This is a genomic window from Oculatella sp. FACHB-28 (genome assembly GCF_014696015.1).
Lineage (GTDB): Bacteria > Cyanobacteriota > Cyanobacteriia > Elainellales > Elainellaceae > JAAUTN01.
This window is the reverse complement of sequence record NZ_JACJPJ010000058.1, coordinates 1-23,354: the sequence shown is the minus strand read 5'-3', so window position 1 is coordinate 23,354 and position 23,354 is coordinate 1. Positions and strand designations below refer to the sequence as shown.

General features: G+C 46.3%; 21 protein-coding genes and 1 pseudogene. 11 read left to right on the top strand and 11 right to left on the bottom strand.

The genetic code is table 11. The features are described from left to right. Positions 1–170 precede the first annotated feature (170 nt). Positions 171–1,382, bottom strand: coding sequence for a reverse transcriptase domain-containing protein (locus H6F88_RS12105; RefSeq protein ID WP_190643004.1), 1,212 nt, complete (start codon positions 1,380–1,382; stop codon positions 171–173). 602 nt (positions 1,383–1,984) lie between these two features. Continuing rightward, positions 1,985–2,197 (bottom strand): hypothetical protein, encoded by a 213-nt coding sequence (locus tag H6F88_RS12100; protein WP_347277693.1) that lies wholly within the window; start codon positions 2,195–2,197, stop codon positions 1,985–1,987. A gap of 10 nt (positions 2,198–2,207) precedes the next feature. Here H6F88_RS12100 and H6F88_RS12095 point away from each other — a divergent pair, with 10 nt between their 5' ends. Further along, positions 2,208–2,918 (top strand): IS6 family transposase, encoded by a 711-nt coding sequence (locus H6F88_RS12095; RefSeq protein WP_190643003.1) that lies wholly within the window; start codon positions 2,208–2,210, stop codon positions 2,916–2,918. Between the two features lie 103 nt (positions 2,919–3,021). On the opposite strand, the gene H6F88_RS12090 is transcribed toward H6F88_RS12095, so the two are convergent. Genes H6F88_RS12090 through H6F88_RS12075 form a run of 4 tightly spaced genes read right to left on the bottom strand, consistent with a single transcriptional unit; the run spans position 3,022 to position 7,426 of the window. Continuing rightward, on the bottom strand, positions 3,022–3,720 hold the full coding sequence (locus H6F88_RS12090; protein ID WP_190643002.1) for a response regulator transcription factor: 699 nt from the start codon (positions 3,718–3,720) through the stop codon (positions 3,022–3,024). A gap of 15 nt (positions 3,721–3,735) precedes the next feature. Next, positions 3,736–5,007, bottom strand: a complete 1,272-nt coding sequence (locus H6F88_RS12085; protein ID WP_190643001.1) for a sensor histidine kinase — start codon at positions 5,005–5,007, stop codon at positions 3,736–3,738. 26 nt (positions 5,008–5,033) lie between these two features. After that, positions 5,034–5,708: an aspartyl/asparaginyl beta-hydroxylase domain-containing protein gene (locus H6F88_RS12080; RefSeq protein ID WP_190643000.1), complete on the bottom strand. Its 675-nt coding sequence runs from the start codon at positions 5,706–5,708 to the stop codon at positions 5,034–5,036. Beyond that, entirely contained in the window at positions 5,681–7,426 is a 1,746-nt protein-coding gene (locus tag H6F88_RS12075; RefSeq protein ID WP_190642999.1) for a GH3 auxin-responsive promoter family protein, read from the bottom strand. The genes H6F88_RS12080 and H6F88_RS12075 overlap by 28 nt, the downstream gene beginning before the upstream one ends. 443 nt (positions 7,427–7,869) lie before the next feature. On the opposite strand from H6F88_RS12075, the gene H6F88_RS12070 reads away from it, so the two are divergent. Both H6F88_RS12070 and H6F88_RS12065 read left to right on the top strand, forming a co-directional pair. Continuing rightward, positions 7,870–8,790: a sterol desaturase family protein gene (locus tag H6F88_RS12070; RefSeq protein WP_190642998.1), complete on the top strand. Its 921-nt coding sequence runs from the start codon at positions 7,870–7,872 to the stop codon at positions 8,788–8,790. Between the two features lie 241 nt (positions 8,791–9,031). Next, positions 9,032–9,700, top strand: coding sequence for a response regulator transcription factor (locus tag H6F88_RS12065; RefSeq protein ID WP_190642997.1), 669 nt, complete (start codon positions 9,032–9,034; stop codon positions 9,698–9,700). Here H6F88_RS12065 and H6F88_RS34435 read toward each other — a convergent pair. Next, complete coding sequence (locus H6F88_RS34435) at positions 9,686–11,110, bottom strand: HAMP domain-containing sensor histidine kinase (protein WP_190642996.1); 1,425 nt, start codon at positions 11,108–11,110, stop codon at positions 9,686–9,688. The two genes, H6F88_RS12065 and H6F88_RS34435, sit on opposite strands and share 15 nt — an antisense overlap. A 631-nt stretch (positions 11,111–11,741) precedes the next feature. Here H6F88_RS34435 and H6F88_RS12055 point away from each other — a divergent pair. From H6F88_RS12055 to H6F88_RS12045, 3 genes are read left to right on the top strand one after another with little or no spacing between them, the layout of a single operon-like run. Beyond that, positions 11,742–13,031 carry a C45 family peptidase gene (locus tag H6F88_RS12055; RefSeq protein ID WP_190642995.1) on the top strand — a complete coding sequence of 430 codons (1,290 nt, stop codon included), beginning with the start codon at positions 11,742–11,744 and terminating at the stop codon, positions 13,029–13,031. A gap of 57 nt (positions 13,032–13,088) precedes the next feature. Continuing rightward, positions 13,089–14,384, top strand: coding sequence for an alpha/beta hydrolase (locus H6F88_RS12050; RefSeq protein WP_190642994.1), 1,296 nt, complete (start codon positions 13,089–13,091; stop codon positions 14,382–14,384). Between the two features lie 12 nt (positions 14,385–14,396). Continuing rightward, entirely contained in the window at positions 14,397–15,692 is a 1,296-nt protein-coding gene (locus H6F88_RS12045) for a glycosyltransferase (RefSeq protein ID WP_190642993.1), read from the top strand. Between the two features lie 904 nt (positions 15,693–16,596). Here the strand turns inward: H6F88_RS12045 and H6F88_RS34430 are convergent. Then, positions 16,597–16,899, bottom strand: a pseudogene (locus tag H6F88_RS34430) (helix-turn-helix domain-containing protein); the annotation flags it as partial. Between the two features lie 157 nt (positions 16,900–17,056). Here H6F88_RS34430 and H6F88_RS33980 point away from each other — a divergent pair. From H6F88_RS33980 to H6F88_RS12020, 5 genes are all read left to right on the top strand, one after another. Further along, entirely contained in the window at positions 17,057–17,278 is a 222-nt protein-coding gene (locus H6F88_RS33980) for an aldehyde dehydrogenase family protein (RefSeq protein WP_199333569.1), read from the top strand. Beyond that, entirely contained in the window at positions 17,275–18,537 is a 1,263-nt protein-coding gene (locus tag H6F88_RS12035; RefSeq protein ID WP_199333568.1) for an aldehyde dehydrogenase family protein, read from the top strand. Before H6F88_RS33980 ends, H6F88_RS12035 begins: the two co-directional genes overlap by 4 nt. An 84-nt stretch (positions 18,538–18,621) precedes the next feature. Further along, positions 18,622–19,338 carry an SDR family oxidoreductase gene (locus tag H6F88_RS12030; RefSeq protein WP_190642991.1) on the top strand — a complete coding sequence of 239 codons (717 nt, stop codon included), beginning with the start codon at positions 18,622–18,624 and terminating at the stop codon, positions 19,336–19,338. Positions 19,339–19,617: 279 nt separating this feature from the next. Further along, complete coding sequence (locus H6F88_RS12025) at positions 19,618–20,340, top strand: DUF4336 domain-containing protein (RefSeq protein ID WP_190642990.1); 723 nt, start codon at positions 19,618–19,620, stop codon at positions 20,338–20,340. A gap of 37 nt (positions 20,341–20,377) precedes the next feature. Beyond that, the gene (locus H6F88_RS12020) at positions 20,378–20,575 is read left to right on the top strand and encodes a hypothetical protein (RefSeq protein ID WP_190642989.1); all 198 of its coding nucleotides are present in this window, start codon (positions 20,378–20,380) and stop codon (positions 20,573–20,575) included. Positions 20,576–20,645: 70 nt separating this feature from the next. Here H6F88_RS12020 and H6F88_RS33975 read toward each other — a convergent pair whose 3' ends face one another. The 3 genes from H6F88_RS33975 to H6F88_RS34425 form a co-directional block, all read right to left on the bottom strand. Beyond that, positions 20,646–20,780, bottom strand: coding sequence for a hypothetical protein (locus tag H6F88_RS33975; RefSeq protein WP_277882168.1), 135 nt, complete (start codon positions 20,778–20,780; stop codon positions 20,646–20,648). A 386-nt stretch (positions 20,781–21,166) separates the two neighbouring features. Continuing rightward, entirely contained in the window at positions 21,167–22,057 is an 891-nt protein-coding gene (locus H6F88_RS12015; RefSeq protein ID WP_190642988.1) for an SDR family oxidoreductase, read from the bottom strand. 120 nt (positions 22,058–22,177) lie between these two features. Continuing rightward, positions 22,178–22,741, bottom strand: a complete 564-nt coding sequence (locus tag H6F88_RS34425) for an AraC family transcriptional regulator (RefSeq protein ID WP_190642987.1) — start codon at positions 22,739–22,741, stop codon at positions 22,178–22,180. Positions 22,742–23,354: the final 613 nt, after the last annotated feature.

Below are 23,354 nucleotides of genomic sequence, written 5' to 3'. Positions count from 1 at the left end.
GGAATTGATCAGGGGGATAGTGTCTCTCAAGTGAAGTTTATTGAAGCGCTCTTTGGAATTGCTGCTTAAGGGAATGTAAACGATACCGATCGTTTGTTCTTAATAAGTTTTTGCGACACAACCAGCAGTAGACATAAGAGGAGGAGAAGGCAAGGTTAGGTCTATTTACCTTACCACTCACCAGTTTTTGCGACATAACCGTCCATCGAAGCAAACGCCTCTTTGCTGACCACTGTGGCGTAATACTGGCACCATCCAGTAATCACTGAGTTGAGGTGGACAATTAGCCCTGCTTGGGTCGCTGCACCGTGAGACGACACAAACTGTTTCAGTTGTGCCAGGTGCCGACGTTGACTCTGTTGAGTGGGTTTAATCAGGGTCTTGAATCCGTGTTTGGAGGCATATTTGCCCACGGGATATTGTCGCACCGTAAAGCCGAGAAAATCGAAACCTGCCTCTCCATCAAGGGTATGGCTAATTTTGGTCTTCTCAAGATGGAGCTGTAACCCGATGCCTTCTAGCCAATCGGCTACCGCTGTTTTTGCCCGGTTGATATCGGATAATCGGTTGGCGAACACCACGAAGTCATCGGCGTAAAACACCGCATGAATCGGGTGCTGCTTTGTTCCAAGCGATCTGATATGGGATTCTAACCCGTAGAGAGCAATCAATGCCAACAAGGGCGATGCCACTCCCCCCTGGGGTGTACCCTGTTCAGTGGCGTGGAAACCGTTATCGAATACCCCAGACTTCAACCATCCGTGTAGGATTCGGCGGATTGATGGTGGGGCTTGGGTTTTCTCCAAAAGAGCCTGGTGCGAGATGTTATCGAAGCAACCCCGAATATCTCCCTCCAGCACGTATTTAGGGCGCTGACGGATGATATTGAAAATGGCTGCAATCGCATCATGACAAGAGCGTCCTGGTCTGAAACCGTACACGTTAGGCTCGAATTTTGCCTCCCATTCGGGTTCCAGCGCCAGTTTGACCAGCGCTTGGGCGGCTCTGTCCGCCATGACCGGGATGGATAATGGGCGCTTCTCCGACTTGCCTGGCTTTGGAATCCAAATCCGCCGCAAGGATCGTGGTTGAGGAATCTGACTCAGTTGTTGAGCCAGATGTAGACGTTGTGGAGGTGGTAGGTTTTTGATGCCATCTACCCCCGCTGTACGCCTGCCTTGATTATCCTGAGTCACCCGTCGAACTGCCAGAAGCCGCCCGTACCAGGACTTGATTAACAGACGCTGAAGCCTGTGAACTAACTTGACGTTGCCCTGTTGACTGGCTCTGTAGATCCGCCGTTGGAGCTTGACCACCTTGACCTGGATTTTCTTCCAGGGCAGGTGATTCCATTCATATCTCGTCTGGAAAGACGGACTCATGACTTATTCACTCTACTCAGTTTGTCTACATCCAAGTTGCAGTGTGTACGTCAGCGTATCTTGAGCATTACCTCAAGCGTTGGCTTCTTACACAATCCCAATCTCGTCCATCATCTGGTTAGCACCGACTCTGGGTATCGACCTTTCCCAGAGAGATGAACGGGGTTCCCACGTTCCAATGTCTGATCTTTGCTGTACTTAGGACTCCACTCTAGACCGGGTTTATTGAGAGTAGTCACGGGTCACAATTGAAGATGCCCGTCTCGTATCCTTTGCCTTTTGGCTGCGGTGTTTCAGCCTGATTTCACCGCTCACAAATCACGATCCTTCACGCATGGATTCCTCGCGTATCCGTATACAGCTTGCTGAACGGAGTGCCGGATGAGGCTTCCAGTTACCGTCGTTTAACCCCGCTTCAGGTGTTGATGGCTAGTCGCAAACCTGGGGGCTATGCTGTCACTCCACTACCAGGAGGGAGGGGCTTTCACCCTCATCAGACATTAGTTGTCAAGGTTCAGAGACCTTGCCTCTCTTCCCCCAACTAGGGTTGGTTTCGAGAGAACGTGTCGCACTCAAATAGTTTGTGTCAAGGGTAGTAGAAGTTATAGGGAAAGGCGATCGCCAAACTGGATAGCGAAACGATTTAGAGCAGGCTTCCAGTTAGGAATTGGCATGGTCCACTTTTTGGCAAGATTTTGAATTGCCAAGTAAATAACTTTCAAGGCAGACTCATCGGTTGGAAAAGCTCGGTGGTTTTTAAGGTTGTGTCGCAAAAATCGGTCAATGGTAAGGTGGGATAGCTTAAACTCTTGCACCTGACTTTCTATGGCTACTTCATCCCTGTTTAAGTGGCGGCATTTTTTGCCAGAGATCATCCTGCTCAATGTGCGGTGGTACTGCCGTTACTCCCTCAGCTATCGAGACTTAGAGGAGATGATGCAGGATCGGGGAGTGAAGGTAGACCACTCGACGATCAACCGTTGGTTGCTGAAGTATGCGCCAGAACTCGACAAACGGATTCGACGGTATCTGAAGCCGACAAACGTCTCGTGGAAAACCGACGAGACGTACATCAAAATCAAGGGTAAGTGGAAATATCTGTATCGTGCTGTCGATTCAGCAGGTAACACCTTGGACTTTATGTTGAGCGCAAAGCGAGATGGCAAGGCAGCGGCACGATTTTTTCGTAAAGTGCTCAAGAGTCAGCATACTCAAACTCCACGAGTCATTACAGTGGACAAGAACGCCGCTTATCCAGTAGCAATAGATGCTCTCAAAGCAGATGAAACAATTAAAAAAGAGACCGAATTAAGGCAGAGTAAGTATCTAAATAATGTGGTTGAGCAAGACCATCGCAATATCAAGCGTATCGTGAAGCCGATGATGGGATTCAAGTCATTCAATAGTGCGAGGAGAACGTTGAGCGGAATCGAAGCGATGAATACGATTCGAAAAGGACAAGTGAAAGGAATTGAACAAGGAAGTAGTGTCTCTCAAGCCAAATTTATCGAAGCACTCTTTGGAATTGCTGCTTAAGGGAATACTAACGATACGCTCGGTTGTCCTTAATAAGTTTTTGCGACGCAACCAGCCGAGTCAGGGAAGTGACTCCCTGGCTTAGGTTCACCATACCCCAGATCTAACCGTTTCCAACCGACTGATCTTCTTTTGAAGATTGCCTTGATACTATAGACTCTAGATGCTTCTGCGCCCAAAGTGCAGCCTGAATGCGATCGCGCACGCCCAGCTTGCTAAAAATTCGGGTCAGGTAATTCTTCACCGTGCCCTCAGTAACCTGTAATGATTGAGCAATTTCTCGATTACTGCTGCCTTGAGCGAGTTGAATGAGCAAGTCTCGCTCTCGCGGATTTAGCGATACTGACATTGCATCAGCACTTACAAGTGAATTTTGCGGGGTAGAAATTGGTCCTTGAGCAAACACCTTAGGAGCAATGGTCGGGCCAAGCTGACCATACCCTTGCTGAATTTTGCGAATCGCATCTGCCATTTGCTGAGCAGGTGTGTTCTTGAGCAAGTATCCCAATGCTCCTGCCTGTAGCGATTGCCAAATATAGGAATCGTGATCAAAGGTAGTTAAAACCAGAATCCGAATCCACGGATAGCGGCGATGTATTTCACGGGTTGCCTCAACCCCATCACAAATTGGCATTTGAATATCCATCAAAATTACGTCAGGTTGAAGTTCGTGACAAAGGGCGATCGCTTCGCTGCCATGATTCGCTTCTGCGATCACTTCAAGATCAGTTTGCTGCGATAAGAGGAATGCTAGCCCCTCTCGAAACAGAGGCTGATCGTCCACCAGCATTACTCGAATCATAGTAGCCTCTCCCGATCAATTTGTGGTCAACGCGCTATCCGATAGGGGCACCTGCACAATTAGTCTAGTCCCCCGCCCTAGTTCAGTTTGGATCTGGAGTATACCTCCCAGTATTTGCACTCGTTCCTGCATACCTCGCAAACCAAATCCTTGAGAAAGTTGAGTAGAATCAAATCCCCTACCATTATCTGATAACTCTATGAGCAAGCGATCGCTAAAACTCCATCCCTTCAACTGAACTTGAGTTGCGTCTGCGTGTTTCTGAATGTTCGTCACTCCTTCCTGCACAACGAAGTAGAGTTGGTAGCTGGTTTGTAGGGGTAGTGGTGGTAAGTTCAATTGAACTTCAGGGTAAATGAGTTTGCTCCTCCTTTTAACGGGCTGTGTTTGTTGCATTTGAGTAATTAGTGCTGTCAAAGCTTGAGTTAGATCAAAGTTAGACTCTCGCATCGTTTGAACAACTTGGCGCACGTCTTGTAAACATTGATCTGCTAGATATCTAGCCATTTTTAGACGACGAAGTGTTTGAGGAATATCAGACTCTCCAATTTGTTGAGCGACCTCAATCTGGATACCTAATGTGGTGAGAGTATGACCCAGCGTGTCATGAATATCTCGAGCAATGCGCTCTCGCTCTAACATGATGCCTAGCGTTTCAACCTCTTTGACTAACTCTTCGGTGCGTTTCTGCGCTCTACGCTCTGCCAAGGTTGCAAAACTAAGAAAAATAACAAACGTTACCGCTGTCGTGTAGACAAAGATTCTCTCAACCCATGCCATTGCCATTCGGTCATTGGGATCAAAGACCTCCTGGGGATTTAGCCGCCAGTATTCTAGCTCTTGAGGCACCGACCACAAGAGCGGAATTAAATAAGCAATGCCCGTCAAGATAGCGGTGATGATGACATCCCTACGACTGAGTAAGAAGCAAGCCTTAGCGATGAACAAGTACATCAAGATTTCAGCACCCAATCCTAGCGATACAGCAATGATCATCAGCGCAATCTCAACAAAAATGTAAAGGCGCTTTTGCCAACGAGGGCGATCGCTTGGAAAGATGAAACTGAGTGCAAACCAAATCAGCAGAAACGGGAAAGGACCCCAACTGGGTGAAACAAGGTCAAGCATAGGACCGCTGAAAAGTCCATAAATTGCTGCTGTGAAAACAATAATTGTCCACTCAATGTAGCGGAACATTTTTTGCGTTTGAGTCCCTTGCAATACTCGCCGCGCTAAGCCTGCTAGCTTAGTACTTATCAAGGTGAGCCGTGCAACAGACCAAATCATGCGATCGCAGTGTAGATAGCCAATTGCTATAAAAGTAGCTCTGCTGGTACTTTGAAGTCAATCAGCAAAACAACTCTGGGGCGATCGCTCCAGTTCCACATCTGATATTGTGCGGTGTTATCAAAGATCAGACATCTGCCTTCACGCCAGGTTTGGCAAATTTCCTCGATCTGAACACCGCATTGATTAGGAGTAATCAACCCTAGATGACAGTGCAAGCAATCATCAATAGGTTCAGTAGAGGAGGCAGTGTGAGTGCTTGGTGCTAGGAGCAAGAAGCCCGCACTCACTAGATTAGGAATTCGTTCAATCAGGTGGGTTGTTTCTGGACAGAGACGGCAGTTTTCCTCAATCTTGATGCCGTGAACATATAGTTCAAATAGATCCGAACCTTCCCTGAGAAGCTCTTCCTCCCAAGAAAAGAAACCTTTGTTTTCTAATCGTCTTAGTTCAGAGAGAACAAGTCTCCAATTTGCTTCTACTAAGTCTACAAATGCATACTCGGAGGATGGATAAAATGAATATCTGATGGTGGGGAGCGGCTTGGGAGAGCCAAATAATTGAGGTGGCTGAGGTTGAGACTGCCCTAAAAAACGTGCAAACACAGTAGAAACAACATATTGCAATATCTCCATCCAGGCAAGCAGTTCCCAGGTTTTCAGCAAAATTTTAATCATATCCGCAGCTTGGATTGGAGCCATAGATTCGTATGAGCTTTTGATAGAGAACAGTCGTCCTGTTCCTGTCCCGTTAGCTGTACTTCCTGTTCTACCTTTAACCCTTCCAACAAATTGCGGTCTTCGCTTACTAGGGGAAATTTCAAATGAGACTCGGCTACTCCTCGCTGGATCAATCGGTTTCGCACTTGGGTAAAACTGCCGGACTCTAAAATTCGTAAGCGAGGTGACGGAATTTGATCTTGCCGTTTAGCTTCATACGAGGGGTGAATGCTCTTGAGAATGGTGTCAAATTTAGACAGAAATGTCACTGGATCGTCGAGGACATAACCGGGAGCGAGTTCAATGTTGACCCAATAGTGATCTGGAATCTGGTCGTTAGACAAGGTGATGCAGAAATTCTCTAGCAATACATTCATTGTTTGCTGGAGGATCTGCATTACCTGCAAGACATGAAATTCGGTTGTTTTTTCTGTTGTTGATGAAATGACTCCACCTTGTCGATGTTGAAATGTGATTAAAGGAGCCTGCTCAAAAAATCCGTCAATCTGTACGATATCTCCAATGTCATAACGGTAGAAACCGCTGTAGTTAGTCATCACAATTCGGTAGCGATCGCCTACTCTAACTTCTGATAGCAACTGCGTTTGAGGTTGAGCTGTTTCCCATTGGTCTTCTGGAATGAATTCTAGAAAGCTAGTTTCGATCGCAGGAATAACACTGTCCGTATTGAAAGCCCAACTGATACCAAAAGTCGTTTCAGAAGCAGCATATACCCCACCAAATATAGGAGTATCACCAAAATATTGGGGAAATCGCTGTAAGTAAAAATTAGACGTTCCGCCCCGTGCTGTAGATACCAATGAGAGATTTGTCCATGCCAAAATTGGGGTTAGACGACCCTCTACCTTAGCAATTTGGCGGAGCTGAGTGGCCCGCTGGGGAGCAATTGACCAGTGCCTCATGAGACTAGCCCGCAAATCTGGCTCAATCGATAGCCAACTTGCGATCTCTCCTGTTTCAAGATCATGGATCAGGCTGTCAGCATATTGTTCGAGATAATTTGCGAGTTGCAGAGCCAGTACTGGAAAAGTAGCTCCTATAATCTTCAAATCTGGATTCCGTAGAGCAAAGAGCAGGCAAACATACTGTCGGGCAAAACTATCGGAGATTTGTAAGGCTTCCCAGGGGTAAGCAAAGAACTGACGAGTTAAGATATTCGATAGGCGCAGGTCACTCGTGCTAACTGGGCCATAGGAAATACCACCTGCCGTTCGTCCCAACGGTTTAGCCGAACTTGTGAATAGCAGTTTGCCCAGCGATAAGCCTCGCTGCCTTGCTGCATCAATTGCAAACCCCATTGCTGCCCAGTTTGCTTGAGAAATGGCACGGCGCGATCGCTTCGTCACAGGAACCAGCTTCTGCCTGCCGGTTGAGCCACTAGTCAGATTGAAATAAAGCAAACGATCGGGCACCAGAATGTTAGTTTCCCCATTCGCCATGCGCTCAATGAACGGTTGGTAACTAGAGTAAGGCTGAACTGGAATTCGCTCACGAAACTGCTCTATGGTTTTGATTTCAGATAACTTATAGTGCTGCCCAAACTCAGTGTTTTGATGAGTTTGGAGGAGCGATCGCAAAAACTGTTCTTGTACTGCATCAGCGTGGCGTGTTTTTTGAACAAAGTTGACCTTGGCTTGTCGGGCCATGGTAGCTAGTAATGACCAAAATAATTTTGTCATGGGCAACCTTCTATGAGCAGCAGCCCGAAGATTTGAAGCTGCTTGATATTCCCTTAATCAGTGAGTAGTAGAACTCTCTGATATCTTCTCCCAAATTAACCTTTGGCGTAGTTACTCTTCACCGGCTGCACTTACCTACTCAAGTCAGAGGCAGAATTTAAGACCAAACCGCAACAAGGCTTTTCTGAGCTTAGATGATTCAGCAATTTCCTTCTATATCCAATAGTCATCGTTTTAAGTGACTTTTGTCATGACGAAAGTCATCTTTATTTCGTTGGGCTTGCAGTGGTATTGTTGCTATACCAACCTCGTATCAAGCCTTAGAGGAATATTGCTCAAGAATTGTAATAGTCACTCACCTGTTTGACCCGGTGGTAGGAGTCATCATTGAGGGACTATCACATTAAATGTAGAAAAACTTGAAGGAAGCAGACATTTAACGCATGGAAGCACGGTTCGTTAGGACGCTAGTTTTATTTGTGATTCTCACCTTCGTCTTTGGGGTTCTCGAACGTTTTTTCCCCAGCATTCCTCATCAATCGAAGTGGCGGCGTGGGGTTTGGCTAGATACTTTCTACTGGTTTTTCACCCCGATGGTGATCCAGATTATCAGCATGGCGGCGATCGTCCTTGTCCTCATCCCACTCTACCTGCTGGTGGGGCGTATCACTATTCAAAATGGGATGTTGTCATTTGATATCAATCAAGTTTTAGCGGGCTACGGGCCGATCTCTCACCTGCCGCTGTGGGTGCAAGGGCTGATCGCGATCTTCATTGGCGATTCCATCGGTTATTGGACGCATCGCTGGCATCACACCCGTCAGCTTTGGGATTTTCATGCTGTCCACCATAGTGGCGAAATTATGGACTGGCTCACAGCAGTGCGGCTGCATCCTGTGAATGACATTGTCTCACGGGTGTGTCAGGCGACTCCGGTACTACTGCTGGGTTTCTCACCAGTTGCCGTTGAAGCCTATGTGCCATTCCTATCAAGCTACATTGCTCTGATTCATGCGAATGTGTCCTGGACGTATGGTCCGTTTCGCTACGTGATTTCTAGCCCCGCTTTCCATCGCTGGCACCACACTACAGAAGAAGAAGGAGCAGGTAAGAATTTTGCTGGACTTTTTCCAATTTTTGACGTGATTTTCGGTACGTTTTATATGCCTCAAGGTGAACAGCCGAGAAACTTTGGGCTAATTGGTGAACCGATTAAGGAAACGTTTTTTGACCAGTTACTTTTCCCCTACCGCAACTGGAAAATCGTCAAAGCTTGGTTCAATTCAAATCAACCTGTAGTTGAGTTTGCCGAAAAAGAACCTGTCAAAGCTTCAAATAGTCAAGACGTAACTTTGATTAGCTAACAGCAACGTGGCTTTTAGCATTACGAGCAGGTTGGCAGTTGATAACTAGCTCTAGGCATCAATCAGAGTGCTACAACCAAACTACGATAGCTACATCAATGTTTTTGCGACAGAAGCTTTCTCTTATGGAGTTAGAATACAACAAGCGATCGCACCTGGAAATATGGAAGCGATTGTCAAACCGTCTCACTGATTGCTAAACGACTCAACTTGCTCGACAGGTGATAGTTTCTTTTTGTCCATGCCTTCCTTAACAGATGCCTTTAACCAGCAACTCTCAGATCTACGTATTCTGATTGTAGAAGATGATCCGTTAATGCGTTTGGGATTGGAGCATCTTTTGGAGGACTATCATCAATTGCAGATCATCGGTCAGATGGAGGATGGGTACTCTGGAGTTGAAGCGGCGCTTGAGCTAAAGCCAGATTTGGTAATTATGGATATCGGTTTGCCAGAGCTAGATGGCATTGCGGCTACTCAACAAATTAAAGCTAGTCTGCCAATAGTACGGGTAATGATGCTTACTTCCCATAAATCAGAACAGGAAATTATTGCGGCTCTATCAAGCGGAGCCGATGGATATTGTGTGAAAGGCTTAGGCTTAGAAAAGTTGGTGATGGCGATCGCCTGTGTGCAGGATGGTTCTATCTATCTTGATCCTCAAATTGCTCAATGCGTTGTGAAACATCTACAGCCTGCTGCTCGGGTTAAACCAGCGAACCCACTCAGCCGAAGAGAGCTGGAAGTGCTAGAGCTAATTGTTGAGGGGCACAGCAATCCTGAGATTGCACTCATGCTGCATTTGAGCCTGAGTACGGTAAAAGCTCACATCCGTAGCATTATGAACAAGTTAGCGGTTGATGATCGGGTACAAGCAGCGGTTGTAGCGTTGCGGTCAGGTTGGATATAGGGGTAGGGTAAACCAAAATGTTGTTCCCTTGCCTAACTGACTGATGACCCCAATTTCACCTCCATGTGCCTCAACAATTTGTTTACAAAGGTACAGCCCTAAGCCTAAGCCTGGTGTATATCGTGACTTCTTTCCACGAGCGTAAAGTTCAAATAAGCGCTGGCATTGCTTTGGGTCAATACCAATACCACTATCCTGAATTACACAGAGCAGTATTGGGGATTGAGACCGAATGAGTTGTTTCACGCCTTTGTCATTATTTCTCCATCCTCCTATCTGTTCAAGGATCTGCTCAGATTGCATCACATTTGCATCCAGCGTCAGCTTGATTTCATGAGGGTTGTGCTTGAGTGCATTTCCAATAAGATTGCTAAACACCCGCCAAAGCTGGTGCATATCAGCATTCACAAGTGGAAGATTATCAGCAATGCGATTAATGAGTTGAACACGTTTTCTAATTAAATTGTGCTCAAGATTGAGCAAAACTGAATCCACTAACGGTTTTAACTGAATAGGTTCACAACGAAGAATAATTCCTTGTGTTTCAGCGGTGTGAGCTTCAAGTAGAGAATTAATCAAGGCAAGTTGGTGATTGCTCCCTTGCAGTAACCGTTCAATCGTCGATCGCTTCACTCTAACCTCATTATCTGATTCATCTGTGGCTTTGCTCAACAAAGTGTTTAATACAATTGAACTACCCACAACCGGAGTCTGCAAATCATGTGACACAGAATGTAAGAATATTTGTAGTTGGCGCTTTGCTTCAAACTCTGAACGTTTCAAGCGTTCGTACAGATACACTGCCAGAATGCTTACCGAGCAAGCGCAAGCGAGTTGGATAATAATTTCTCTAGAGTAAAGGCTATGGATTTCTATATAATTAGCGGTCGTTAAATTAATGATGGGATAGGCAATCGCATAATAGATGATAGATAAAACCTGATAAATGAAATGCAATCGCCAGTGCACCGGAATTAAAACTGCAATGTAGAGAAATAAAGTGCCACTTGGTACTTCAGGAAGATTGACGAAAGCAAAAACGATTTGTACAAGATTACATAGAGAGTAGGCAAAAAGTAGAAATAGTGCCTCAGGATGTCGTCGTCCCCAGGATGTTTTTTGCCCAATCAAGCAAGCCAATAAAATAACAACAGCACCTACGTAGTAGATGATGGATGCAATTCTCCATTGATCTGCGATCGCTACATCTCCGTAGGAATTGAGAGCGGCTGTTCTTAATCTCTCAAACTCAAACAATACAGAATAAAGACCTTCAATTGATACGATCAAATGCCAAAACAGAGCTAACCATAGTCCCAGGCATAATCGCTTTCGTAGAAATTGATGTCTCCAGGTTAGGTAATCTGTTGATTCCTGAGGTGCCTTAAAGCGGCCTAGCCAACGTTGCACCTGTTGGCTTAGTCCACTCCAAGTTACTTGAACAAACTGCGACCATTGACCTAACCTGAGTGACTGCCGCATAAGTTTTAAAAATGCTGAACTCCACGATGCTACACCAAAATTCTTAGATGTGAAATTGACCGATCGGTTAGTTTGGATATTGACTCATAAGCTGGTAATTAGCGAACTCTAACCACTTGAATGAATTTAGGATTGACCGATCGGTTATATCGATTTGGCCGGGCGATCGATTTAAGCAACATTGCTCCATTCATATGATAGAACTCAACTCGTTCTCAATTAGAGAGGTCAAATGTTTCGAGTTTGGTTACTAACAGTCGATATTTTGATCAGGATAGGGCTTGTGAAATTGCCTGAGAAAGAGCAATTTGAGGAATTAAATCAACACTACTTGAAGCAAGATTCAAAGCGGCTACATCGCAACTGCAATGAAGAGATGGTTGATTAGATTTAACTCTTCTAACTGTTCCACTTGAATTTTCGTCCGTGTTTGGTGCTAATTGGAGAGCGACTGAGAAGATCTCAAATGCTTTTCAGACATTTTCTTCCGCTGATTTAATCACCTTTTGTCAGAAGCTAAAACATGTTCAGGACAAAATCTTCCAACAGAATTAAAGCAATGGCTTTAATGGTTTTAACCTTTTGTGCAGTGCTGTTTTTGCTACCATTACCTCTCAACGCGAACCGACCTGCTCAGGGTACTTGGCAACCTGTTCCATCTCATCGAGAAGACCGAGGGGCTATCAAGGTTGTTTGGCTTCAAGGAACGCCATATGAGATGGGATATCAGCACGGCACACTGTTACATGACGAAATTGCTTCATTGCCGATCGCTGCAATTAATGCCCTGCGTCTGTTTGGCCGTGGATTGGGGTTGACTAGAATAGCGACTCGGCGCTCATTTCCCGATGTGGTTCAAGAGTGTGAAGGGCTCGTTGCTGCCACTAGAGACATTGGCATGACGATGGATAGCTGTATGGTGCTGGCATTTGGTGATGTGTATCAGGCGTACTTCACACATCTGTTACCCAATATTCTGTTTTGGGAAGGTTGTGCCAATTTTGTTGCAACAGGTCAAGCAACGGCAGATGGTCGTTTTTATCATGGACGCACTTTAGATAACGGACACCCGGTTGATTACTGGATCGAAAATACAACCGTTTTTGTCCGGCAGCCCAATGATGGAATTCCCCATGCATTTATTGCTGTTCCGGGTATTGTTTGGCCCAACTCTGGGTTGAACGTAGAAGGTATCACAGTTTCACTAAATACCATCCTCGTTGAAGATATTGGCAGACTCTCATTGGAAGGACGCAGCAATGTACAACTGATGGCACAAGTGTTAAAGCACGCTAGCAATTACGAAGCAGCCCGAGCTTTTATGGCATCGGAAGAACGGATGCGGGCTAACCTCGTCATCATTACAGACGGCAAATCTCGGCAAGCAGGTGTATTTGAATTGCTGGGCAAGGAAATGGGGGTGCGTGAGCTAGATGAAACCGGTATCCTCTACATGACAAATCACTTTGTCTCGCCCCAAACAGCAGGAAAAGATATACCACCGGATGAATCAAGCCTGCTGCGATATGAACGCTTTGAGCAATTGCTGGAACCGGATGGGCTTTACTCCCGCTATGGAGAACTCTCGCCAGAAACAATAGTTGAGATTCTGCGCGATCGCACTCATGCCAAGACTCTGGAAGCCAGTTCTCCAGACATATTTGATGATGATGCCAGTATTGGTGGCAACGGTTCCATGCGACAAGTTGTGTTTGACCCGGAAAAGTTATTGTTTTGGATTGCTGCTGGACCAGTTCCCGTACCCGAAAATCCATTTGTTTGCTTCTCGTTAGGTGAAATGTTGAGTCTCCCCAATGCCTCACCCTGCCAATCTCAAATGATTGAGTGATTGTCCTGCTGAAAGAATTGCAGCATCAGAGCAAAAATATGATTTCAGGAGTAGTTCATGTTTGCGCGTAAGTTGCGGAGTCTTAAACACGTTGGTCACCGCTTGGGGCAAAACCTTTTACTTTGCACAAGTGCTGTCTTTCTGCTGCCAATTCACCTTCATGCAGCAGAGCAAGTTACTCTGACAAGCAATGGCGTAGAGGTGACGATTTCGATTGATGATTTGCAGGGTTTTGTGGGCGATCGCCAAACCTCAGCAGAATTGCAGCAATTTTTCGAGCAAACAGGAAACGTAGAATCAGTACGCCAAGGTTTAGATGCTAGAATTCCGCTTGCTCCGGCTGCCCTAGAGCAAAACTTTAGTAGCCCAACCGATCAGTTTGTGCTAGTTCAGCTTGATCAAATCCTGGGAACTCAATTCAGACAGGAAAATCTGCGACCTTTGCAATCTGCTTTAGTTTCTGCCTATGAAAATGACAGTCGCTTCTCAGTTGCTGAAGTGATTGAACACTATCCCACACCGGAAGTTCGGGTTGAGGTGAGTGAACTATTACAGGTCTACAATGAGATGCAGCCTATTGTGGCGATCGCCAACAATTTTCTACCGGAGTTAGCGTGTAACTGTATTGCTCCAACTGCATCTGAATTTGATTGGTCGCAAACTCAAACAACAGCCCAGACAGCAGCACCTAAGGAAATTAAGCGTGAGTTAGATGCAGAAGTAATCGACTGCATGAGAGATTCAACGAGTCAAAGTAGCTACCTTAAGCAGAATTTGGAAGACTCTGCCAACTCATCTTCAAGCACATTACAACAACTCATTGTGACCTATGGTCCATTACGCCCTTCCTTCTCGATTGAGTATCTAGAAGCCTTAGCAGAAAGTGGAGAAGCACCTAGAGCTTGGAGTATTTATCTAAATGCTGCCAACGTGGAACCAGAAATTATTCAAACTGCTTTGAACCAAACAATTACTGTAGAAGCTCAACTTTTAGATAGAATCCTCAATTCTGTGCTGGGAGAATATGGGCTGTTTCAGCTTGGACAGATACTTCACACACGCTCTGAGCGAGCTAATATTCAAGCGCTGAGGGCAGCCATAGTACAGTCTGTGCTAGATGATAATCGCATTTCGCTACTTGAGTTTTTGCAGAATTATCCACTTCCAGAAGTTTATGTAGATGGCTCTAACTTGATTCGACTAAGTCGCCAGTTTAATCAGACGATTAACGCTGTTACCGAAGCCTCAAACAGTGGCATTGAAAATGACCTTGTTCCTTCAGAGGACTGGTTATTAAGTATCCAGGCTTCTATTGCAGAAAACTTGTGCGAGTGTAGCTCCAACCATCTTTAGAACAATACAACAATGACTCACTTTGGCATTTTTTGTCTCGGTGGCACCGGGCACTTAAACACGATGCTCCCGCTTGGAGTTGAACTGCGACGTAGAGGGCACCAAGTTACTGTTTTCAGTGATGCCCGGGCAGAACTCAGAACGCTAGAAGCAGGTCTTAATTTTGAGACGATCGCCGGTGCAGAAGTAGATCCAAATCGAGCAAAACTTACAGGACTACGAGCATTGTGGCATGGCATTCACGCTTTCAGAACTAGAGTAATTGTGAGTTTGAGAGAAACTCCCACTATCATTCGGCAAGCAGGTGTTGAAGCTCTGCTGGTAGATATGTCAGCTTTTGAGGGAGGGGCGATCGCTGATTCTGTACAACTCCCGTATATCACAGTGTGCAGTTCCTTAGCGCTTTATCAGGACAATTATGTTCCGCCGACTTTAACGACCTGGAGTTACAATCCAGCCTGGTATTTTCGTTTGCGTAACTGGCTCGCTTACAAATTGCTTTGGCTATTGTCTCGTCCTGTCTGGAGCGTTATTGCAGACTACCGCAAACAATATAACTTACCTGCTTACTCAACTTACAATGATTGCTTCTCTAAGCTAGCGATTATTAGCCAACAGGTTGCTGAGCTTGAGTTTCCTCGCCATGAGTTACCCTCGCACTTTTATTTCACGGGTCCATTTCATAGCTCTATCGGGCGCTCTAAAGTTGATTTTCCATTTGAGCAATTAAACGATCTTCCTCTAATCTATGTTTCACTGGGAACTTCTCGGAATCGATTGAAGAACCTGTTTCGACTCATTGCTGAAGCCTGTGCAACTTTAGAAGTGCAGCTTGTGATCTCACTAGGAGGCGGGCTAGAACCAGAAGAAGTATTGGAACTGCCAGGCAATCCAATTGTCGTGAAATATGCTCCACAGTTGGAGTTATTGGAACGAGCAAGTCTCTGCATCACTCATGGTGGGATGAATACAGCTTTAGAGGCTCTAAATCATGCAGTTCCACTCATTGCGATTCCGGTTGCAGATGATCAGTTGGGAACAGCAGCACGAATTGCTTGGTCTGGTGTGGGTGAATGGCTGCCGTTATCTGGTTTAACCGCCTCAGAGTTACGAGATGTCATTCAGTGGGTGTTAGGTCACAAGTCCTATAATTACCATGCGATTCGTTTACAGTCGGCGATTCATTCCTCTGGTGGGGTAAAGTATGCAGCCGATATCATTGAAGCGGTAATTAAGGAGGAGAAGAAGCAATCAGAATCTAACAAGAGCAGTGAATCAGCTTCTCAAGTTTCCCTACAATCCCAATAAGATTTGTGCAGGATCGCCCGTCGTCGTGATAACTTTTCACCTGTCGTGCAGCAGTTGTAGAGCGAAGAAATAAGTGACAAGAACGAAAAATTATTTGTCAAGCTCATCTGATACCTTAGATTCATTCTTTGCAAGGGTTTGAAACTTCTCCTAAAAGCTCTGTAGCTGAGACGAGCAGTAGGAGCAAACCTTTAGATGCACCAATGTATCCTTTTTATTGGAAGTTGGGAAGAGTCAAAACCTCTCGCTTTGACATTTAATTCTTCGTCAAGGACACTTATTTCTTCACCCTACACCAGTAGAACCTTCTATTGTTAGCTCATGGCTAAAGTGACGGATTGATTTAGTTCATGACTTTCAATTGAGGGAAAAAACATGGTTGCTCAACTTAATGAATTGCAGAAATCGACTCGTCCCGATTTTCCAATTACCCTGACCCAGCTTTACATCGACTATGAGAGCAGGCGGCAGAAGGGAGACAAGAAATTGCAAAATGCCCTTATCCCAGCCGTCCAGCAAAGCTGGCGATCGCAGCTACTAGTTCTATCATCTCGACAGGTTTGATTAAAACAACTTGAAACCCCTGAGAAAACGCTTGTTTTCGTTGATCTGAATTTGCCAATGCGATCGTGAATATTGTCCTGGCTAACTCTGCTTCCAGTTGTTGAATGTGACGATTTAGCACAGCAAAGTCCTCGCTACCTGCATCCAGGTCAACTAGAACAACATCTGGTTGAAATTGTCTGATTTGCTCTAGGGGTGTCCCGGGTGCGATGGTCACGGTCGCTTCATAGATGATTCCAAGCTGTATCCGCAACCGCTGGGCATATGGTTCATCTGCTACTAGTAAAAGCTTTATGTCTTTTAAGCTGACAATGCCAAACTGAAACTCAGGTAACTTCTCCTTACCCCAATTCGCCATCATCTCAATGAGTGGTCGCAGAGTTTCGCCTTCAGGTGTTAGAGAATATTCCACTCTCGGTGGGGTTTCTCGATAGGCTTGTCGATGGATCAACCCATCCGCCTCTAGCTCGCGGAGTTGATTGGTCAGAACTTTTTGAGTAATTCCTGGAATCAATAGCAACAGCTCATTTGGGCGTTTAGCGCTTTGTCGCAACCACCACAAGATTGCAGACTTCCATCGACCGCCGATCGCGTCTACTGTGACTTCCACAGGACAACCATACTTTTTCTTTGAGGGATTCATAACTCATTAGAGACCGTTTGGTAACAATTGAATGCCTGTGATATGACCTTTTGAAGTAACTTTCGCCACCTTTAGAAAAGCTTACCGGAGATTTACATGCAAACACTGGATCGACCCAGCTAATCCTTCGCCCAGTTCGACTTCTCTATCCAATAGCATGACGGCAACATCCCAATTTCCTAATTTTCCAGTTTCTTTGACTCGGCTTTACATCAACGGTGAGTGGTGCGATGCTGCAAATGGCAAGACCTTTGATGTGATTGACCCAACTACCGAAGCGGTTGTAGCTCAAGTTGCAGAAGGGACACAAGCGGATGCTGAAGCCGCGATCGCCTCCGCTCATCGTGCTTTTGAACAGGGGGGGGGTGGGGGCAGATGAACGGTCATGAGCGGGGTGAAATCCTCTGGCGAGTCGGAGACTTGTTTCTGAAGTACGGTGAAGAACTGGCATTTTTGCAAGCAAAAGAAATGGGACGGTTATTTACCGACAGTATGGCAATCGATATTCCCCATCTGGCAAATGTGTTTCACTACTTCGCAGGCTGGGCAAGCAAAATTGAAGGATCAGTCAAACAAACCACTAAAGGATTGCATACCTACACGCTGAGGGAGCCTTTGGGAATCATCGCTGCCATTACACCATTCAACTTCCCCTTAATTCTCTCCATCCACAAATTTGCTCCTGCCCTCGCCGCAGGCAATACAATAGTCCACAAGCCTGCCTCGTCTACGCCGCTATCTGCTCTCAAAGTGGCAGAAATTATGCAAGAAGCAGGTGTTCCTGATGGAGTGTTTAATGTGATTCCGGGTCCGGGAAGCACGGTTGGGCACACGCTCTCAACTCATCCTGATGTTCATAAAGTTGCTATCACAGGTTCAACCGCAAGCGGAATTCGGGTGATTAAAGATTCAGCTGATACCTTAAAGCACCTGACAATGGAATTGGGCGGTAAATCTGCCAACATCATTTTTGCAGATGCTGACTTGGATGCGGCAGCAGAGACTGCTTACTATGGGATGTTCTACAACAAGGGTGAAATTTGCTATGCCGGATCGCGGATGTTGATTGAGCGATCGGTGTATGACGAAGTGCTGGAGCGTGTAGTAAAGTGGGCAAAGCAAACTAAAGTAGGCGATCCGCTTGATCCTAGAAGCCAGATGGGACCGATCGCCAACAAAAGCGAGTACGAAAACGTGCTGCGCTACATGGAAGTCGGCAAACAAGATGGGGCACGATTGGTTTCAGGTGGCAAAGCCGTAGACATTGGTACAGGTAGAGGCTACTTTGTGGAACCAACTGTGTTTGCAGATGTCAACAGCGACATGACGATCGCTCGTGAAGAAACGTTTGGTCCCATTCTTTCAGTCATTCCCTTCGACAATTTTGAAGATGCTATCCGCATTGCTAACAGCAACCAATATGGGCTCGTTGCTGGACTGCATACTCGTGACATCAAAAAAGCACATCGGGCAGCGGCTTCTCTGAAGGCAGGTACGGTTTGGGTCAATACTTGGGGACGTTTCGATCCATCTAGCCCTTTTGGTGGTTATAAGATGAGCGGCTATGGGCGTGAGAATGGACAGGAAGCGCTGGAGTTTTACTTGCAAACTAAAACGGTTTGGGTTGATTTGTCATAGATTGTCGCTGCTGGAGATAATTCACACATCATCCCTCTAAAGATTTTGATCTGAGCTAATACATTTACATTGGAGAACTCAAGGATGGAACTTATCGGAAAAACTGCAATTATCACTGGAGCAAGTAGTGGCATCGGTAAAGCGATCGCTCAAGAGTTGAATGCTGCTGGAATGAATTTGGTGTTAACGGCACGGTCGCAAGATAAGCTTAATCAACTGGCAGCGTCGCTCAAAAACGCCCAAGTGCTTGCAGCAGCAATTACTGATCCTGATGTTCCACAAAAACTGGTGGATTTTGCGATCGCCGCCTTTGGGCAACTGGATGTAGTCATCAACAATGCCGGAGCGATGACTGTTGGTTCGATTGAAGAAGTGGATATTGAAGCGATTTGCCAAATGGTGCGCCTCAATGTGGAATCGGTTTATCGACTGGCATACATTGCGTTGCGTCACTTCAAAAAAGCGGGCAGTGGATTTCTAATCAATACGTCTAGCATTGCTGGACTGAAGACTGCACCTCAGTACGGTGCATACAATGGCACAAAATACGCGATTGAGGCGTTTACCGATGCCTTGCGGATGGAACTGGCAGGAACAGGTATCAAAGTGTCAGCGATTGCCCCTGGTACTGTGGCTACGAGTTTATATGATCACTGGAGCCTGGAAGATAAAAACTACATAAATTCGGGTGGCGCTCTGCACCCAGAAGACATTGCTCGTTGTGTTCGGTTTGTTCTCGAACAGCCTGATCATATGTTAATTCCTCGAATGTTGGCAGTTCCAGCTAATCAACCTGTGTAGGATCAATTTGACAGGTAAAGACTGTACTACCATTGCGAAGTTAAAAGAAACCTTTATGTCGGGAGGAAAATAAGCTGCGAGCGCGATCTCCGCACAACAAAGCCCATGCACACCGACCACCGAGAAGTTATCTGCTGGAGTTCAAAGGCTACCTACGGCGGGTGATGGGCAACGTTGTGCGGCTTAGGAGATCGATGGGGAAGCAGTTTGGAAATAGTCTGTGAAGGGTAAGCAACAAAGTGAGTTAATCTAATTGAATTCAGCGTTTGAAGTTGTGCGATGCTTAGAGAGATTGATGAAGAGATTTGGGTTGCCGAACAGCCTTTACGGTATCTCGGACTTAGTGTTGGGACAAGAATGACAGTCGTTCGGCTAGCAAATCGCGAATTAGTTGTTATTTCGCCAATTCAAGCCAGTGATGCAATTGTGAGTCAACTCAGTCAACTTGGAACCGTCAAGCATATTATTGCTCCCAATCTTTATCACTACTTATTTGCAGCCAATTTCAAATTACTTTACCCACAGGCGACGTTTTGGGCTGCACCTGGTTTAGAAGTTAAAAAACCAGAGTTGTCGGTCGACCAAATCATCAAGAGTGATGAAGATAAGTTGTGGAATGGACTGGAATTTATGTTCTTTGATGGGTTCAGAGTTCTTGGTTTAAGCGGTTTTGATTTACTTAATGAATGTGTATTCTTTCATTCAGCAAGCCGTACTTTGATCTTGACGGATACTGCTTTTCACTTTGATGAAAGCTTTCCAATGCTCACACAATTTGCGGCTAGATTGCTTGGAGGATACAAACGCCTGAGTCCATCAGTGCTAGAGCGGATTGCAACAATAGACAAAGAGAGCGTGAGAAAATCGGTTGAGCAGGTTTTGAACTGGGACTTTGAACGAGTCGTTATGGCTCATGGAAGTATCATTGAACAGAATGGAAAAGAGAAGTTCAAGCAAGGATATGAGCAATTTTTGGGTCGATCAGTAAACGCCGCAGCCTAACGTTGCCCATGCACGCCGACCGCCGAGAAGTTAGCTGTTGGAATTCAAAGGTTATCTGCGGCGGGTGATGGGTAACATGTGCGATTCGTTCATCCTAAATGAGCATCGTCCTCAGGGACGGATGGCGAGGATAGAACCTCGACAACTGAATCACCGTGAGGGTGCAACACCCTCTCTCCAGGTGCAAGGAGTAACAAGCATCACCCCTACGGAACGACTGGTTCTCAAACCGTAAAGCGGGGTGAAAAGGCAATAAACTGGAAGCCTTATCCGGTGGATGCCGAGCATGAATCGATGGATAGCGTTCATCGAAGCTGTGTCTGAAGTGTCGTGTAGTTGAACCCAGCCAAATCAGGCTGAACAGCTTTTGCCAAAAGGCAAGGATATTGGGGCGGGCGTTTACGGTTGCGACCCGTATGCATTCCCACTAAACCCGGCATTAAGCAGCATCCTCACGACTCAACCCACGGTGGTCCGGAACGAAGTAACCCTCTGCTTGCTCTCAGTTCACTGAGCAGGTGCCAACCGGATGTAGCAGATGGTAAGGATGCCCTAAAAAGCAAATGCCTTTGGGAAAGCCCGCAAGCCGCCAAACGGGAGGTTGCAAGCCAACTTAATCGAGTGCATCGACCCACTCCATTGAAATGGTGTCTATGACAGAGAATCGGTAGCTCAGGAGCCGTGTGAGGTGAAAGTCTCCACGGTTTTGGAGCCGAGCGGAGGGAGCGAGCCCTTCGCTTAGGTTAACTAGACTCCCGCTTGATCTATTTCAATCCATTACCTGGCTCTATCTGAGTTTTTGGTCTACATATAGGCTCGTTGTGCCTCAGCTGTGCTCGGTACTTAAGAATTTTGAGCGTAAAACAGGTCCTACTTGTTGCACAAACTCGTCGAAACTACACTGAGGTTCGCCGAGAATCCGCCATAGCTCCTGTGCCTCAAAAGGCTCGGGCTCACGGTCATAGTAATAGAATAGTTCGCGCAACGTCCGTTGTAGCCCAAGGGACGAGCCTGGAGGTACGACATCCTCGATTGGAAGCTGAAGTACACTAAGACCCGTAGCAGTTGCTATCTTTTCTGCCGCCTCAGCAAAGCTCAGAGCGTCTCGTCCCTGAGCAGTTAGTATCATGCCACTGATCGTATTGAACCTGGTGAGGGCGTTTGAGATCCAACGGCCCATGTCACTTAGAGCAACCCAGTGAATATTTCTCTTGCTCGACCCAACAACGATGAGGTTGTTATTCACGCGAAGTTGATCGCACCAAGCTTCCATAAACCATGTCGGTCGGAAAATCACGAACGGGTGACCAGTGTTCCTGATTGTTTGCTCAGCCTTTGCCTTACAATCCAGATCAAAAAATGATGGGTCACTCCCAGCTCCGATCTCGCTTAGCTTTAGGATCTCAATCCGTTTCCAGGCTGGCAAAGCACTAGCGATGTTCTCTGTGCCATCCCGCTCTGCATTGAAGTCGCCTGCATCGTTAACAGAGAGTGGCATGATGATAACAACTGCATCTGTATTGGCAAGAGGCGCGTGCAAGCTCTCCCTATCCTCAATATCCCCTTTCACCAGGGAAACGGATTGAGAAAGTTTTTGTCTGGCTCTTGCGATGTCTCGAACGAGGGCTGTTACTTGATGACCGTCACGGATGAGTTGATCGGTAATCGGTTGACCGACCATACCAGTAGCACCGATTATCAAGACTTTCTTCACCATATTTTTTAGTTTCCTTCAATTTACGCATTGCGAACAGAAGCAAGAATAGCTGTGAGCACAGAACCTCGTCGCGCGGCTCTGTGCTCTTCGTGCTCATCTGTGTGCAAAACTGCTCAGTCGCTATCTACTTCGACACCTCTGGTACGTGCCAGGGGTCGTGCCAAAACGGTGCTTAAAAAGCTTTGTAAAATGGCTAAGGCTTGTGTAGCCAACAGCGTAAGCCACTTCAGTAATGGGCAAATCCGTTGTCTGAAGCAGGTAGATAGCCTGTTCCATACGGAGCCTTTGCACGTAGCGTGATGGTGCTTCGCCGGTAGCTTGCTCGAAAGTTCGGCTGAAGTGCCAGCGTGAAAGACCCACCTCGTTGGCAAGATCCTCTATGCCAATCTCTTCAGCAAGGTGAGTACGGACATAGTCCTCAATGCGGCGCAAGCGGAAGTTAGGCATACCACCTTGGTAAACACGCGCAGTCGGTTCACCAGCAGTGTACTTCGAGACGAGATGTACAGCTATCGTTTGCAGAAGCTGTCCGGCGTAAAGATATCCGCTTCCAGTTACACCTGCCTCTACCTCTTTGCCTAAGGTCCTGACGAGGTGTTCGAGGAGTGGATCTCGTGTAGGGAAATGGTTGGTGAACTCCACTTCACAATAATCAAGTTCAAGTGCGTTGCACGCCTGTGACACGGTACTTGGCTCTAGTAAAACTGCGATGAACTGCGTACGTTGGTTCCATCGTGTGAGGTGTGATCCGGCGTGCCTCTCAGGAGAGTAAAGCAGCAAATCCCCAGGAAAAAGAGGACCATTCAAGTGTGGTGGAGAACCAGGTTCATGCTCCTCAGCCCTAGTCACGCCATCTGTAAGGAGGAAGATAGCATGTTGTGGAGTGGAGTCGATCTGAACGAACTCCAGTTGAGGCTCGGCATCAACAAGGCAGACCTTCCCTTCGCTCCAGGGTTTAGGTACATTAACCCAGCTACTCCCAATAATACTGTTTGCTAAAGCGGATTCCCAGTGGTTATGTTGATCAGCCTGCTTATTCAGTGGTTCAGTTAGCATAATGGCTCTTTCGTTATCTCAATATTCTACTCAACCGCGTCTGCGGGAATCAGTAGGAGCTGAGCCAACGAAACTGTCAGAACTGAGTACTCAAATTGAGGGTAGAAGCCCCTGCCTGATAAACTAGCTTCTGCCCTCAACTTCCGTTTAGTCAGCCTTCGATGAATTGTCCTCACTGCAGCTCGGCTCACACCACTCGATTGCAACGCACTACTGATTTAGGTTACGCGATGTATCGCTG